Raw genomic sequence first — 13,452 nt, forward strand, 5'->3', positions numbered from 1 at the left:
AGCGGCTTCAGCCGCGAACACCGGCAAAGCCGGTGCCATCCACCGCGCTGGCTTTTTCGCGGGTGAACCCGCTCCTACAAGTACCGCGCGGGCTTCAGGCTCACACGATCCCTGTAGGAGCGGCTTCAGCCGCGAACACCGGCAAAGCCGGTGCCATCCACCGCGCTGGCTTTTTCGCGGGTGAACCCGCTCCTACAGGTATTGCACTGGCTTCAGGGTCACACCATCCCTGTAGGAGCGGCTTGGGCGAGCACCGTCAACTGGCCTTCAACGCTTCCCTGGCCCGCTGGGTGGTATGCATGGGCTGCGGCTTGGCCCAGTTCTCTGGCAGGTTTATAAAATCTACCAACTCACGCAGGCGCCCTTGGTCTCGGCCATTGAAGGCGAATGACAAACGAGTCAGGTGGCTGTAGTTACCCACCTCATGTTCGGCACTGCTGTCGGGTTGCTGGTGATATTTGCCGCTCAAGCGCAAATCGGCAAAGCCTTCCTGAATGTCATACAACGCCGCCTCGCTCAGGGCATGGTGCATGCGGATCACGAACTGGCTCTTCAGCCAGCGGCTGGAATGGTAGTTGCTGTAGAACTGGTTGATTTCCTCCACCGCCTCGTCGGCGCTGTGCACCAGGCGCACCAGCTTCAGGTCGCTGGGCAGGATGTAGCGATTCTCTTCCAGCTGGCGGCTGATGAAGTCCAGGCAGTCACGCCAGAAGCTACCGCCAGGTGAGTCCAGCAGTACCACGGGTACCAGTGGGCTCTTGCCGGTCTGGATCAGGGTCAGCACTTCCAGCGCTTCATCGAGGGTGCCGAAGCCACCCGGGCACAGCACCAGGGCGTCGGCTTCCTTGACGAAAAACAGCTTGCGGATAAAGAAGAAATGGAACGGCAACAGCTTGTCGGTGCCGTCCACAGTGGGGTTGGCATGCTGTTCGAAAGGCAGGGTGATGTTGAAGCCCAGGCTGTGGGCGCTACCGGCGCCTTCGTGGGCTGCGGCCATGATGCCACCACCCGCGCCAGTGATGACCATCAGGTCGGACCGCGCCAGGGTGGCGCCCAATTCGCGGGCCAACGCGTACATCGGGTGTTCAAGCGGGGTGCGCGCCGAGCCGAATACGGTCACTTTGCGTCGGCCCTTGTAGCGCTGCAGGGTGCGGAACGAATGGTCCAGTTCACGCAGAGCCTGCAGGGTGATCTTGGCGCTCCAGCGGTCACTGTCGTCGTGGGCCATGCGCAGGATGGTCAGCATCATGTCGCGGTACAGCGGCAGGTTGGGGCTGCCTGGCGCCACCAGTTGCAATTGTGCGTCGATGTGGCTGAGGTCGATGTTGTTGTCGCGGAAGTGGCTGAACAGCAGTTCGTTCGATGGGTAAGGCATGCAACGTCTCCTTCTGCACCAATACCTCTGACCTCAATCTAGACCCTCGCGGCCGATTGTGCCGGGCTGTTTGCCAGCGCCGCCCGTCGGCATGCGGCCACTGGCGATGCGGGTTTGGTTAACTGGTAAAGCGAAACGTGTCGGTGCAGGAGGTGGCGGTATGCATCGCTTGATCATCGAAGTGGACTGGCAGCTCTACCAGCAGCTGGAAAATGCGGCCCAGGTGCACCACCTGAGCCTGGAAGCCGAGTGCCAACGCAGGCTGGCGGGACTGGAGTGTCAGTCGCGCTACTTGCAGGCGCTACTGGCCGAGATGCGCGCCGAGGCCGCTGAAGGGCATTGGCGCGCCTGTGAAGACGAGAAAGCCTAGGGGTGAGACGCTGTGTTTACTTCTTCTTGTTGCCGGCCACACAACTGGCATTGTCGAACGCCTGATCCATGATCGGCTGGTTGGTCTTGTAAACGGTGAACCGGTAGACCATCACTGCACCCTTGGACATCAGGTTGCGGAAGCCATTGTTGCGGCACACGCTGTCACCCAGTTGGCTACGCACCTGGGCGGGGTTGGCTTGCATGCGCTCGGCATGGCTCTGGCGCACGCTCAAGTGGTTGATCAGTGCCTTGCCTTCCACGGTATAGCCCTGGTCGAGGATGTCCTCGTTGATCGCGCGCGGGGTACCGACGCTGCTTTCTTTGGCGACTTTGTCGAGCATCTTGCTCAGGTCGTAATCCTGCTTGGAAGCCGCCTGGGCTGCCAGCGGCAGGGCGAGCAGCAGGCTCAGGGCGGGGGCGATAAGGCGCAGCATGAATCTCTCCTGGTTCGATGACTGGCGCTTTGACATGCGCGGGTCGACGGCGTTCCGTGAAAATCGTGCGGGCGAGTGAACCGGGCACGGCAATACCCGATTATAAGGACCTGCCCGCCGCCTGCACAGCAATCGCCCCCTGTTCTGGTAGACTGGCGCCCTTGTTTTCCCAGAGTCATCCTTGTGCCCATTTCCAACCTGTCCAGAGGCCTGCCGGCATGAGCCATGCGGTAGCGCGCCTGCGCGCCGAACGGCTGGCCCGCAGCATCAAGCCTTTCATCGCCCGCGGCTCGCGTGCCGAGCGCTGCGCCGATTGTCGGGTCATCGCCACCCACTGCCTGTGTGCCTGGAAACCCCGGGTACAGGCAGATTCGGGCGTGTGCCTGCTGATGCACGACACTGAGCCACTAAAGCCGACCAACACCGGCTGGCTGATTGCCGACCTTATCGAGGACACCTTTGCCTTCGGCTGGCTGCGCACCTCGGTTGACGAGCGCCTGCTGGCGCTGCTCGACGACCCGCACTGGCAGCCCTACATTGTCTTCCCGGGCGAGTTCGTTGCCCAGGAACGGGTAGTCAGCGAGGTGGTGCGTGAGCCGGGCAAGCGCCCGCTGTTCATCCTGCTGGATGCGACCTGGACCGAAGCGCGCAAGATGTTCCGCAAAAGCCCGTACCTGGACCGCTTCCCGGTATTGAGCCTGCAAGCCGAGCAGATGTCGCGCTACCGCCTGCGCCGCTCCAAGCGCGACGATCACTTCTGTACGGCGGAAGTCGCGGCCATGTGCCTGGAGCTTGCTGGCGACAGCCAGGCTTCGCAGGCGCTGGATGCCTACCTGGATGTGTTCAGCCTGCATTACCTGAGCGGCAAGCGGCGCCTGCCGCTGGACGAGCAGGACGACACCCACCAACGTTTGCATACCTTCCTATAGTCCAAGGGGCACGAGCCCAGCTTTGGTTCATAATGACGGGGCTGGCAGCCAGGGTGGGCGAGACGGCAGGGCGTTTGGCTTGACCACCCTTGACCGTGCTCGGCATCCTTGGCGCCGATTCCCCGCCGGGCGCTTCCCTTACCCCCGAGTGCCTGGCATAGAACAGGATCCTTAGATCGATGGCCACTTACGAAATCCTGATTGCCGATGACCACCCGCTGTTCCGTGGCGCCCTGCGCCAGGCCGTTACCCTCGGCCTGGGGCCGGATGTACGCCTGGTCGAAGTCGCAAGCATTGCCGAGCTGGAAGTCCGGTTGAGCGAAAAAGCCGACTGGGACCTGGTGTTGCTGGACTTGAACATGCCGGGTGCCTACGGTTTTTCCGGGCTGGTGCTGCTGCGCGGGCAATACCCGCAGATCCCCGTGGTGATGGTTTCGGCGCAGGAAGAGGCCGCTGTGGTGGTCAAGTCCCGCGAATTTGGCGCCAGTGGCTTCATTCCCAAGTCCAGCCCCCTGGAAGTGATCCAGGATGCCGTGCGCAAGGTGCTCGACGGTGAGGTCTGGTGGCCGCCGCAGGCGTTTGAAAAGGTTGATGTCTCGGCCGAGGCCAAGGCCGCCAGCGAAGGGCTGGCCAGCCTGACGCCACAGCAGTTCCGGGTGCTGACCATGGTCTGCGAAGGCCTGCTGAACAAACAGATTGCCTATGAACTGAGCGTGTCGGAAGCGACCATCAAGGCCCACGTGACCGCCATTTTCCGCAAGCTGGGCGTGCGTACCCGCACCCAGGCTGCGCTGCTGCTGCAACAACTTGAATCGGTTGCCGGCAACTGACTGCGCATGGCTTCACGCTTTTTTGACCCGTGCCGGTCTAGTCTGCTGGCCTTTCTGTTGTGAAGTGACTCACATGACATCGCCATTCAAGGGCCAGACCGGCCTCAAACGTATCTTCAACGCCGCTGGCTACTCGCTGGATGGCCTGCGCGCCGCCTTCAAGGGCGAGGCTGCATTCCGCCAACTGGTACTGCTCAACGTGCTGTTGATCCCGATTGCCTTCTGGCTGCCGGTCAGCCGCGCAGAGCGGGCGATCATGATCGCCGTGTGCCTGCTGGGGCTGATTGTGGAGCTGTTCAATTCGGCAGTGGAGGCGGCTATCGACCGCATTTCGCTGGAGCGCCACCCGTTGTCGAAAAACGCCAAGGACATGGGTAGCGCCGCGCAACTGGTGGCACTGACCATGGTGGCGCTGGTGTGGGGCGTGATCCTGCTTTAAGCGATCGGCGGCAGCACGATTTCGTCACTGCGGGTAAAGCCTGCAGTGAAGTTGCGGCACAGCTCCAGAAACTCGCGCATGGCCGAGGTCTGGTACTTCTGCTTGTGCCAGATGAAGTAGAACTGGCGCATCAGGTCCAGCTCCGGGGTTTCCACCGGTACCAGGCTGCCACGGCGGAACGCGTCGCGCAGGGCCAGGCGTGAAATGCAGCCAATACCCAGGCCCGACTCTACCGCGCGCTTGATCGCTTCAGTGTGTTCCAGCTCCAGGCGGATGTTCAGGTTGGCACGGTGATGGCGCATGGCCTGGTCGAAGGTCAGGCGTGTGCCCGAGCCTTGTTCACGCAAAATCCACGCCTCTTGCGACAGGCTTTCGATATCGGCGCGGCCCAGCTTGGCCAGCGGGTGCTGTGGCGCGCAGAACACCACCAGTTCGTCCTCGACCCACGGCTGCACTTCCAGGTCGGGGTGGTTGCAGTCACCTTCGATTAGACCCAGATCAATTTCGTAATGGGCGACCTGTTGCACGATATGCGCAGTGTTCTGTACATGCAGCTTTACCTGGCTTTCCGGGTGGGTCTGCATGAAGCTGCCGATCAGCAGGGTGGCCAGGTAGTTGCCGATGGTCAGCGTGGCGCCGACCGCCAGCGAGCCGAAACCGGACTTGCCGTTGAGCAGGTCTTCGATTTCCTTGGCCTGGTCGAGCAGGGCCACTGCTTGCGGCAACAGTTGATGGCCCAGGGCATTGAGCGCCAGGCGCTTGCCGGCACGGTCGAACAGTTGGCAGCTCGATTGCCGCTCCAGTTCGGTGATGGAGGTGCTGGCGGCCGACTGCGACAATGCCAGCAGGCTAGCGGCCCGAGACACACTCTGGTGCTGGGCTACGGCGACGAAGACTTGCAGCTGACGAAGTGTAAATCGCATATCGATATAACCGATAACACATATCTTGATAATCCAGTTAACAGATATTGTCGCTGCCCCTAAACTATCGCGCAACTGTGCGTGTTGCACGCGCTGCGTTTTTCTTCAGGAGCCCCATCGATGAGCAACATGAACCACGAACGTGTCCTCAGTGTGCACCACTGGAACGACACCCTGTTCAGCTTCAAGTGCACCCGCGACCCGGGCCTGCGCTTCGAGAACGGTCAGTTCGTGATGATCGGCCTGCAGCAGGAAAGCGGCCGCCCGCTCATGCGTGCCTACTCCATCGCTTCGCCGAACTGGGAAGAGCACCTGGAGTTCTTCAGCATCAAGGTGCCGGACGGCCCGCTGACCTCGCAGCTGCAGCACCTGAAGGAAGGCGATGAGATCATCATCAGCAAGAAGCCTACCGGCACCCTGGTACTGGACGACCTGAACCCCGGCAAGCACCTGTACCTGCTGAGCACCGGCACTGGCCTGGCGCCGTTCATGAGCGTCATCCAGGACCCGGAAACCTACGAGCGCTTCGAAAAAGTGATCCTGGTACACGGTGTGCGCTACGTGAACGAAGTGGCCTACCGCGAGTTCATCACCGAGCACCTGCCGCAGAACGAGTTCTTCGGTGAGTCGGTGCGCGACAAGCTGATCTACTACCCGACCGTGACCCGCGAGCCGTTCGAGAACCAGGGCCGCCTGACCGACCTGATGCGCAGCGGCAAGCTGTTCAGCGACATCGGCCTGCCACCGATCAACCCGCAGGATGACCGTGCGATGATCTGCGGCAGCCCGAGCATGCTCGACGAGACCAGCGAAGTGCTGGACAGTTTCGGCCTTAAAGTCTCCGCCCGCATGCGCGAGCCGGGTGACTACCTGATCGAGCGTGCCTTCGTCGAGAAGTAAGCGCAGGTTGGTATGAAGAAGGCGACCATAGGGTCGCCTTTCTTATGCCTGGGATTTATGCACTGCCTGTTCTGGCCCTTTCGCGGGTAAACCCGCTCCCACAGGGACACCACAGGGACACCACAGGGCCTGAGGCAGTGATATCTCTGTGGGAGCGGGTTTACCCGCGAATAGGCCGGTGCAGGCAAATCTATTCAACCCGCGTCTCACCGCTGTACACCAATATCTCGCGGCACCGCTTGCACAGGTAACGCCGCCCCTGGCGCACCAGCTTGTGCCGCTGCGCAGTAAACGGGAAGTCGCCTTGCGGGCAAGGGCAGCGGTAGATGTAGCGGGTCACCACACGCCGCTGCACTTCATAGTTATGGCAGCGATTCGGCGGCAGTTCGTACACCCCGCGCATGATCAGCTGCCATTCCTCGCCATGGGCCTGGATGCGGTCGCCAAACAGCTGATGGGCCACCAGGTGCGCCACTTCATGGGCCACGGTCTGGCGCAGGAAGTCTTCCTGGTTTTCGCGGTACAGCTGCAAGTTGAAGCGCAGCAGGTTGTCGTGCAGGTGGGCGACCCCGGCTTTTTGCCCGCGCAGCTTGAAGCTGACTTCCGGGCGCGGGAAGGGGCGTTTGAAAAAGGTTTCGGCTTGCTGGTAACAGGTTTCGACGCGTTGTCTGAGCAGCTCGGGCATGGCGGGGTGGTTCTCCTGACCGGGCATTATGCCGCAACCACAGGCAGCCTGCCGAGCCACCGGTCAGCGCACAGCCAGAGGCCGCCTTGCGGCGGCCCCTGGTTGATGCCCCAGTGTTGGTTGAGTCTGTTCTAGTTGGTGTAGACGGGCCCCACGCCCAGTCCCCAGATAATCACCGTGGCGGCCATGATCGCCACCAGTACCACAAGGCCCACTGCCAGCACGGAGCTTGAGAACAGGAAGCCTTCGTCGGACGGTATGTTCATGAAGGTCGGCAAGCCGACATACAACAGGTACACCGTGTAGCAGATGGCGGCAGTGCCGATCAGCATGCCCAGCCACAGGTGCGGGTACAGCGCCGCCAGGCCGCCGATGAACAACGGGGTGGCGGTATAGGTGGCAAAGGCGATGCACTGCGCCATGGACGGGTTGGCATCGTAGGTGCGGGCCATCCAGTGGATGAACGCCCCCATTACAGCCACCCCGGCAAGCATGGCCAGGTACGACATGATGCTCATCCAGATGGCGCTTTCCATGGTCAGCATCACCGCTGGCCGGTCGCCGATCACCCAGCCCACCTGGGTGGTGCCGATAAACGCGGAAATGGCAGGGATCGCCGCCAGGATCAGGGTGTGTGTCAGGTACATGTGGCTGATGGTTTCTTCTTCGCCACGGATCTCCCGCCATTCCTGGTCGGGATGGGTAAACAGCCCCACAACGTGATGAATCATGCCGTCACTCCTCTCAATGTTGCCAAACGCCCCCCAGATGGAGCGCAAGCGGCCCGAGGCCCGAACACCGAAGCAAGCGGTAATGTGGCCTTATGTCGCAGTATAGGAAGCCGTTACCGGCATAAACCATGCTTTTTAGAGCAAATTGCGCTGTCGGCCGCACTGCTGATTACATTGAAGTCTTTATCGGAATGCCTACAGCAGCGGCGCGTTTGTGCGTAAAATAGCCGCCTTTTGTCACACCTCGCGGATCCAAGCGCTATGGGCACCCTCTCGGTCAACCAGAACAAACTGCAAAAACGCCTGCGTCGTCTCGCCGGCGAAGCCATCACCGACTACAACATGATCGAGGATGGCGACAAGGTCATGGTCTGCCTGTCCGGCGGCAAGGACAGCTACACCATGCTCGACGTTCTGTTGCACCTGCAGAAGGTAGCGCCGATCAAGTTCGAGATCGTTGCGGTGAACATGGACCAGAAGCAGCCGGGCTTCCCCGAGCACGTGCTGCCGGCCTACCTCAAGGAGCTGGGCGTCGAGTACCACATCGTCGAGAAGGACACCTATTCGGTGGTCAAGGAGCTGGTACCGGAGGGCAAGACCACTTGCTCGCTGTGCTCGCGCCTGCGCCGTGGCACCCTGTACACCTTCGCCGACGAGATCGGCGCGACCAAGATGGCGCTGGGGCACCACCGCGACGACATCGTCGAAACCTTCTTCCTCAACATGTTCTTCAACGGCGCGCTCAAGGGCATGCCGCCGAAGCTGCGCGCCGATGACGGCCGCAACGTGGTGATCCGCCCGTTGGCCTACTGCCACGAGAAGGACATCCAGGCCTACTCGGACATGAAGCAGTTCCCGATCATCCCGTGCAACCTGTGCGGCTCGCAGGAAAACCTGCAGCGCCAGGTGGTCAAGGACATGCTGGTGGAGTGGGAGCGCAAGCACCCGGGCCGTACCGAGAGCATTTTCCGCGCCATGCAGAACGTGGCGCCGTCGCAACTGGCCGACCGCAACCTGTTCGACTTCACCAGCCTGAAGATCGACGAAAGCGCTACCCCACGCTTCCTCGACGTGGTGAACATCTGAGCCCATGCGCGATTACCAGTGGCTGCATGAGTACTGCCTGAACCGCTTTGGCTCGGCCCAGGCCCTGGAGGCCTTTCTGCCGCAGCCGCGCACGCCGGCGCAGTTGCGCGACATCAGCGACGACCGTTACCTGTCGACCCTGGCCCTGCGCGTGTTCCGCGCCGGGCTCAAGCACAGCCTGGTGGATGCCAAGTGGCCGGCGTTCGAGCAGGTGTTCTTCGGCTTCGACCCGGAGAAGGTGGTGCTGATGGGCGCCGAGCACCTTGAGCGGCTGATGCAGGATGAGCGCATCATCCGCCACCTGGGCAAGCTCAAGAGCGTGCCGCGCAATGCGCAGATGGTGCTGGATATCGCGAAAGCGCATGGCAGCTTTGGTGCGTTCATTGCCGACTGGCCGGTGACCGACATTGTCGGGTTGTGGAAGTACCTGGCCAAGCATGGCAACCAGCTCGGCGGGTTGTCGGCGCCACGGTTTTTGCGCATGGTTGGCAAGGACACGTTTATCCCGACCGATGACATGGCGGCGGCGCTGATTGCCCAGAAGGTGATCGATAAACAGCCGACCAGCCAGCGTGACCTGGCGCTGGTGCAGCAGGCGTTCAACCAGTGGCATGCCGAGAGTGGGCGGCCGCTGTGCCAGTTGTCGGTGATGCTGGCGCATACCGTCAACCATTGAGTCCTGAGCTGGCCTCTTCGCGGGTGAACCCGCTCCCACAGGGATCGCGCCGCACTTGAGGCCTGCACTGTACCTGTGGGAGCGGGTTTACCCGCGAAGAATTCAACTGCCTTCGCCCGCCATGCGCCGCTCATGCTGGAACTTCCAGCGCACATACAGCAGCCCGGCAATGAACAGCCCCAGGCTGACCAGCACTTCAACCCAGCCAAACACCGCCCGCGCCGGGTCGAACGCTGCCAGCACACCCTTGATGAAATAGATATTCACCACAAAGCAGGTCCAGGCATGCGCCCGGGCGCTGCCCAGCAGCATGCCCGGCAGCAGCAACAGCAGCGGCACCAGTTCGATCGCCAGGATCACCTCGACCCTTGCCCCATGCAGGTTGGCGAACCACAGGTTGTTCACCACCAGCAGGGCAATCAGGCCAAAGAAAAACGCCAGGCTCAGCGCCCGCGTCAGGCGCAAGCGCGGTGCCAGCCAAGCCAGCGGCGGCAACACCTTGGGCTTTTTAGCCACGCGCGGCCTCCAGGGCCTTGGCCGTGGTCGCCAGGCGTTGGCCAAGGGCGCGACAAAGGGCGATTTCATGCTGGTCGAGCTCACGCTTGCCGTCGGCACCGGCGTGGTGGCTGGCGCCATACGGGGTGCCGCCGCCGCGGGTCTCGAGCAATGCCGACTCGCTGTAGGGCAGGCCCATCACCAGCATGCCGTGGTGCATCAGCGGCAGCATCATCGACAGCAGGGTGGTTTCCTGGCCGCCGTGCAGGCTGGCGGTGGAGGTGAACACGCCGGCCGGTTTGCCGACCAGTTCACCGCCCAGCCACAGGCTGCTGGTGCCATCGAGGAAGTACTTCAGCGGCGCTGCCATGTTGCCGAAGCGGGTCGGGCTGCCCAGCACCAGGCCGGCGCAGTGGCGCAAGTCGTCGAGGGTGGCGTACAGCGCGCCGCTGGCCGGGATGTCCGGGGCTACTGCCTCGCATTCGGTGGAGATCGCCGGCACCGTGCGCAAGCGCGCCTCCATGCCGGCCAGCTCGATACCGCGGGCGATGTGCCGGGCCATTTCGCTGGTCGAACCATGGCGGCTGTAATACAGCACCAGAATGTAGGGCTGGCTCACGGCAGGATCTCCAGCACGGTTTCTGGCGGGCGACCGATCACGGCCTTGTCACCGGCCACCAGAATCGGCCGCTCGATCAGCTTGGGGTGCTGGGCCATGGCATCGATCAGTTGTGCATCGGTCAAGGCCAGGTCGGCCAGGTTCAGTGCTTTGTATTCGTCCTCGCCTGTGCGCAGCAGCTGCCGTGCGCTGATGCCCAGCTTGCCGAGCAGGGCCTTGAGGGTGGCGGCGTCGGGCGGGGTTTCCAGGTAGCGCACGATGGTCGGTGCCAGGCCGCGGGCTTCGAGCAGTTCCAGCGCGCCGCGGGATTTTGAGCAGCGCGGGTTATGATAGAGCGTGAGGTCGGTCATGTCGGGTCGCATCCAGCTGGGTGTGGCGGCTATTCTAACCGCAGCGACTGACCAATTTGCTTTAAAACTCGAGAAGGATTGACCCATGGCAAGGCGTCTGGCAGCAGTACTGGCCATCACCGCGAGCCTGTTGCTCGGTGGTTGCGGTGCCGATTATGGCGTGGACCAGCACGGTAATACGGTGAAGGCCGAACAGATCGACGGGCACTGGCTGGTGCTCAATTACTGGGCCGAATGGTGCGGGCCGTGCCGTACCGAAATCCCGGAGCTGAACACAGCGGCCAAGCAGTGGGCGGCCGAGGGCATCAAGGTGGTGGGGGTAAACTTCGATGGCTTGCAGGGCCAGGACCTGAAGCAGGCCTCCGAAACCCTGGGCATCGGTTTTACCGTACTGGCCCAGGACCCGGCCGAGCGCTATGACCTGCCGCGCAGCGAGGCGTTGCCGGTGACCTACATCATCGATGACAAGGGCAAGGTGCGCGAGCAGTTGCTGGGTGAGCAGACCCTGGAAGGGCTGCAGGCCAAGATCAAGGCCCTGAAAGGCGCCTGAAGCAAAAAGCTTCGCGGGTAAACCCGCTCCCACAGGTTCGATGCAGCCTTCAAATGCGGCGCTGTACCTGTGGGAGCGGGTTTACCCGCGAAGAGGCCGCCGGATCGGTCAGCCTTCCTCAGGCCAGAAACGCAGCGGCTTGCCCTCGGCCGGCCAGAAGCGCATCTGCTCCACCGGCGAGACATCCCAGCGCTGCACCGTTTCCAGCGCCTGCAGGAAGCGTTTTTCCTGCTCCATCAATGCTGGCGCGCACAGCTTGCGGGTCTTGCCGACCTTGCCGAAGCTCAGGTGTTCGCCGTCCAGTGTGTACGGCGCAAACCAGTGGTTGCAGCCGCCATTGCCATAGGCGCGACCGTCGCTGGCCAGGGTCAGGGTCAGGTGGCTGTAGTCGATCAACGGGCGTTCGCCAATCCACTCCAGTACATAGCTGCGCTCTTGCTGCAGCTTGGAAGGTTCAGCGGCACAGCCGAGCAGGCCGGTGGCAATCAGCGCGCCGGTCAGCAGATTTTTCACTCGGCGCTCTCCTGGCAACGCGGGCACAGGTGCTTGTCGCCACGGCTGGCCCAGCCCAGCTCGGCGATACGCGCGCTGGCAGCAGGCTGGCGGGCTTGCTTGCCCAGCTTGGCGTCTACCGCAAACTCGAAGTCCAGCACGGCGTCGCAGCTGTCGCATTCGACCTGCCAGGTGAGGATTTCCAGCTCGTTGAACGCCGGGCCGCTGGCCACGGCAACCCACTGACCGCGCGGGTTGATCAGGTGGCGCACGCTCTCTACGGTCAGGCGCATGGACAAGTCCTTGCTGCCCTTGAGGGTAACCAGCAGGGTGTCGCCTTTGTGCATCGAGCCGCCATTGCCAGTGACCTGGTAACGGCCCGGCACCAGGGCGCGGCACTCGATCAGGGTGTGTTGCGGGTTGAAAAGGGTGTAGCGGAAATCGTGCTCGACCATGGGTCCTCCAGAAATGCCGCGTATCCTAGCACTAACCCATCACCAGATTCTGTGGATTGCCTGCCGCCCAGCGGTTGATGTTGTCCAGCGTGGTCGCGGCAATGGCATCCAGCGCCTCACGGGTAAGGAAGGCCTGGTGCGCGGTGATGATCACGTTGGGGAAGGTCAGCAGGCGGGCCAGCACATCGTCCTGCAGGGGCAGGTCGGAGCGGTCCTCGAAGAACAGCTGGGCTTCTTCTTCGTAGACGTCCAGGCCCAGGTAGCCGAGCTGGCCGCTTTTCAGCGCGTCGATCAGCGCCGGGGTGTCGACCAGTGCGCCGCGGCCGGTGTTGATCAGCATGGCACCGGGCTGCAACCGGGCCAGGCTCTGTTCATTGATCAGGTGCCGGGTGTGCTCGGTCAACGGGCAGTGCAGGCTGATGATGCGGGCCTCGCGCAGCAGCTCGGGCAGCGGCAGGTAGCGTGCGCCCAGTGCCAGCAGCTCGGGGTTGGGGTAGGGGTCGTAGGCCAGCAGCTGGCAGCCGAAGCCGGCCATGATCCGGGCGAAGGCTGCGCCGATCTGGCCGGTGCCGACCACCCCGACGGTTTTGCCGTGCAAGTCAAAGCCGGTCAGCCCGTGCAGGGTGAAGTCGCCTTCGCGGGTGCGGTTGTAGGCGCGGTGCAGGCGCCGGTTGAGGGCCAGGATTAGCGCCACGGCATGCTCGGCCACGGCGTGCGGCGAGTAGGCCGGCACGCGTACCACGGCCAGGCCCAGGCGCTGGGCAGCAGCCAGGTCGACGTGGTTGTAGCCGGCCGAGCGCAGGGCAATCAGGCGCGTGCCACCGGCGGCCAGGCGTTGCAGCACGGCGGCGTCGAGCTCGTCATTGATGAAGGCACACACCACCTCGAAGCCATCGGCCAGGGCGGCGGTGTCGACTGTCAGGCGGGCGGCCTGGAAATGCAGATCCAGGCCGGTGCCGCTGGCGGCCCGGGTGAAGCTTTCCTGGTCGTAGTGCTGGCTGCTGAACAACAGGGCGCGCATTGGGGCTTCCTTTGTAGTGTATGGCTTGGGTTGGTCGGTGCCTGTGAGATCGAGCGCCGAAGTGTTCGCCTCGATACATTCAGCGCCTGT

General features: G+C 62.7%; 19 protein-coding genes. 8 read left to right on the forward strand and 11 right to left on the reverse strand.

All coding sequences use genetic code 11. From position 1 onward, the window contains the following. Positions 1-256 precede the first annotated feature (256 nt). On the reverse strand, positions 257-1,375 hold the full coding sequence (locus tag IAE39_RS26765) for an LOG family protein (protein WP_201207504.1): 1,119 nt from the start codon (positions 1,373-1,375) through the stop codon (positions 257-259). A 160-nt stretch (positions 1,376-1,535) separates the two neighbouring features. Here IAE39_RS26765 and IAE39_RS26770 point away from each other — a divergent pair, with 160 nt between their 5' ends. Next, complete coding sequence (locus IAE39_RS26770) at positions 1,536-1,745, forward strand: hypothetical protein (RefSeq protein ID WP_201207505.1); 210 nt, start codon at positions 1,536-1,538, stop codon at positions 1,743-1,745. Positions 1,746-1,761: 16 nt separating this feature from the next. Here the strand turns inward: IAE39_RS26770 and IAE39_RS26775 are convergent, their stop codons facing one another. Next, positions 1,762-2,181 (reverse strand): quorum-sensing-regulated virulence factor family protein, encoded by a 420-nt coding sequence (locus IAE39_RS26775; protein WP_201207506.1) that lies wholly within the window; start codon positions 2,179-2,181, stop codon positions 1,762-1,764. Between the two features lie 218 nt (positions 2,182-2,399). Here IAE39_RS26775 and IAE39_RS26780 point away from each other — a divergent pair, with 218 nt between their 5' ends. The 3 genes from IAE39_RS26780 (at position 2,400) to IAE39_RS26790 (ending at position 4,379) form a co-directional block, all read left to right on the forward strand. Next, a complete protein-coding gene (locus tag IAE39_RS26780) occupies positions 2,400-3,110 on the forward strand; it encodes a tRNA-uridine aminocarboxypropyltransferase (protein ID WP_201207507.1) in 711 nt (236 codons plus the stop codon). Positions 3,111-3,289: 179 nt separating this feature from the next. Beyond that, positions 3,290-3,940, forward strand: a complete 651-nt coding sequence (erdR, locus tag IAE39_RS26785) for a response regulator transcription factor ErdR (protein ID WP_201207508.1) — start codon at positions 3,290-3,292, stop codon at positions 3,938-3,940. 73 nt (positions 3,941-4,013) lie between these two features. Then, positions 4,014-4,379 (forward strand): diacylglycerol kinase, encoded by a 366-nt coding sequence (locus IAE39_RS26790; RefSeq protein WP_010952700.1) that lies wholly within the window; start codon positions 4,014-4,016, stop codon positions 4,377-4,379. Here IAE39_RS26790 and finR read toward each other — a convergent pair. Continuing rightward, a complete protein-coding gene (gene finR, locus IAE39_RS26795) occupies positions 4,376-5,302 on the reverse strand; it encodes a LysR family transcriptional regulator FinR (protein ID WP_201207509.1) in 927 nt (308 codons plus the stop codon). The two genes, IAE39_RS26790 and finR, sit on opposite strands and share 4 nt — an antisense overlap. A 120-nt stretch (positions 5,303-5,422) precedes the next feature. Here finR and fpr point away from each other — a divergent pair, with 120 nt between their 5' ends. Then, complete coding sequence (gene fpr, locus IAE39_RS26800; RefSeq protein WP_016501130.1) at positions 5,423-6,202, forward strand: ferredoxin-NADP reductase; 780 nt, start codon at positions 5,423-5,425, stop codon at positions 6,200-6,202. 190 nt (positions 6,203-6,392) lie between these two features. On the opposite strand, the gene IAE39_RS26805 is transcribed toward fpr, so the two are convergent. Both IAE39_RS26805 and IAE39_RS26810 read right to left on the reverse strand, forming a co-directional pair. Beyond that, the gene (locus IAE39_RS26805; protein ID WP_201207510.1) at positions 6,393-6,887 is read right to left on the reverse strand and encodes a SprT family zinc-dependent metalloprotease; all 495 of its coding nucleotides are present in this window, start codon (positions 6,885-6,887) and stop codon (positions 6,393-6,395) included. Between the two features lie 131 nt (positions 6,888-7,018). Next, a complete protein-coding gene (locus IAE39_RS26810; protein ID WP_012270925.1) occupies positions 7,019-7,618 on the reverse strand; it encodes a Yip1 family protein in 600 nt (199 codons plus the stop codon). A 261-nt stretch (positions 7,619-7,879) separates the two neighbouring features. Between IAE39_RS26810 and ttcA the strand changes: the two genes are divergently transcribed. Both ttcA and IAE39_RS26820 read left to right on the forward strand, forming a co-directional pair. Next, complete coding sequence (gene ttcA / locus IAE39_RS26815; RefSeq protein WP_201207511.1) at positions 7,880-8,704, forward strand: tRNA 2-thiocytidine(32) synthetase TtcA; 825 nt, start codon at positions 7,880-7,882, stop codon at positions 8,702-8,704. Positions 8,705-8,708: 4 nt separating this feature from the next. Further along, positions 8,709-9,380, forward strand: a complete 672-nt coding sequence (locus IAE39_RS26820) for a DNA-3-methyladenine glycosylase I (protein ID WP_010952703.1) — start codon at positions 8,709-8,711, stop codon at positions 9,378-9,380. A gap of 102 nt (positions 9,381-9,482) precedes the next feature. On the opposite strand, the gene IAE39_RS26825 is transcribed toward IAE39_RS26820, so the two are convergent. Genes IAE39_RS26825 through arsC form a run of 3 tightly spaced genes read right to left on the reverse strand, consistent with a single transcriptional unit; the run spans position 9,483 to position 10,844 of the window. Then, a complete protein-coding gene (locus IAE39_RS26825; protein ID WP_182388759.1) occupies positions 9,483-9,896 on the reverse strand; it encodes a DUF2069 domain-containing protein in 414 nt (137 codons plus the stop codon). Further along, the gene (gene wrbA, locus IAE39_RS26830) at positions 9,889-10,494 is read right to left on the reverse strand and encodes an NAD(P)H:quinone oxidoreductase (protein ID WP_025338005.1); all 606 of its coding nucleotides are present in this window, start codon (positions 10,492-10,494) and stop codon (positions 9,889-9,891) included. Before wrbA ends, IAE39_RS26825 begins: the two co-directional genes overlap by 8 nt. Then, positions 10,491-10,844 carry an arsenate reductase (glutaredoxin) gene (gene arsC / locus IAE39_RS26835; protein WP_201207512.1) on the reverse strand — a complete coding sequence of 118 codons (354 nt, stop codon included), beginning with the start codon at positions 10,842-10,844 and terminating at the stop codon, positions 10,491-10,493. Before arsC ends, wrbA begins: the two co-directional genes overlap by 4 nt. Before the next feature lie 85 nt (positions 10,845-10,929). On the opposite strand from arsC, the gene IAE39_RS26840 reads away from it, so the two are divergent. Next, positions 10,930-11,394, forward strand: a complete 465-nt coding sequence (locus IAE39_RS26840; protein WP_201207513.1) for a TlpA disulfide reductase family protein — start codon at positions 10,930-10,932, stop codon at positions 11,392-11,394. A gap of 108 nt (positions 11,395-11,502) precedes the next feature. On the opposite strand, the gene IAE39_RS26845 is transcribed toward IAE39_RS26840, so the two are convergent. The 3 genes from IAE39_RS26845 to IAE39_RS26855 are packed head-to-tail and all read right to left on the reverse strand — an operon-like array spanning position 11,503 to position 13,362. Then, a complete protein-coding gene (locus tag IAE39_RS26845) occupies positions 11,503-11,907 on the reverse strand; it encodes an META domain-containing protein (protein ID WP_201207514.1) in 405 nt (134 codons plus the stop codon). Continuing rightward, positions 11,904-12,341 (reverse strand): hypothetical protein, encoded by a 438-nt coding sequence (locus IAE39_RS26850; RefSeq protein ID WP_201207515.1) that lies wholly within the window; start codon positions 12,339-12,341, stop codon positions 11,904-11,906. The genes IAE39_RS26845 and IAE39_RS26850 overlap by 4 nt, the downstream gene beginning before the upstream one ends. Before the next feature lie 31 nt (positions 12,342-12,372). Beyond that, positions 12,373-13,362: a 2-hydroxyacid dehydrogenase gene (locus IAE39_RS26855; protein ID WP_201207516.1), complete on the reverse strand. Its 990-nt coding sequence runs from the start codon at positions 13,360-13,362 to the stop codon at positions 12,373-12,375. Positions 13,363-13,452 lie beyond the last annotated feature (90 nt).

Origin of the sequence: Pseudomonas sp. S37 (assembly GCF_016658545.1) — a bacterium.
GTDB lineage: Bacteria > Pseudomonadota > Gammaproteobacteria > Pseudomonadales > Pseudomonadaceae > Aquipseudomonas.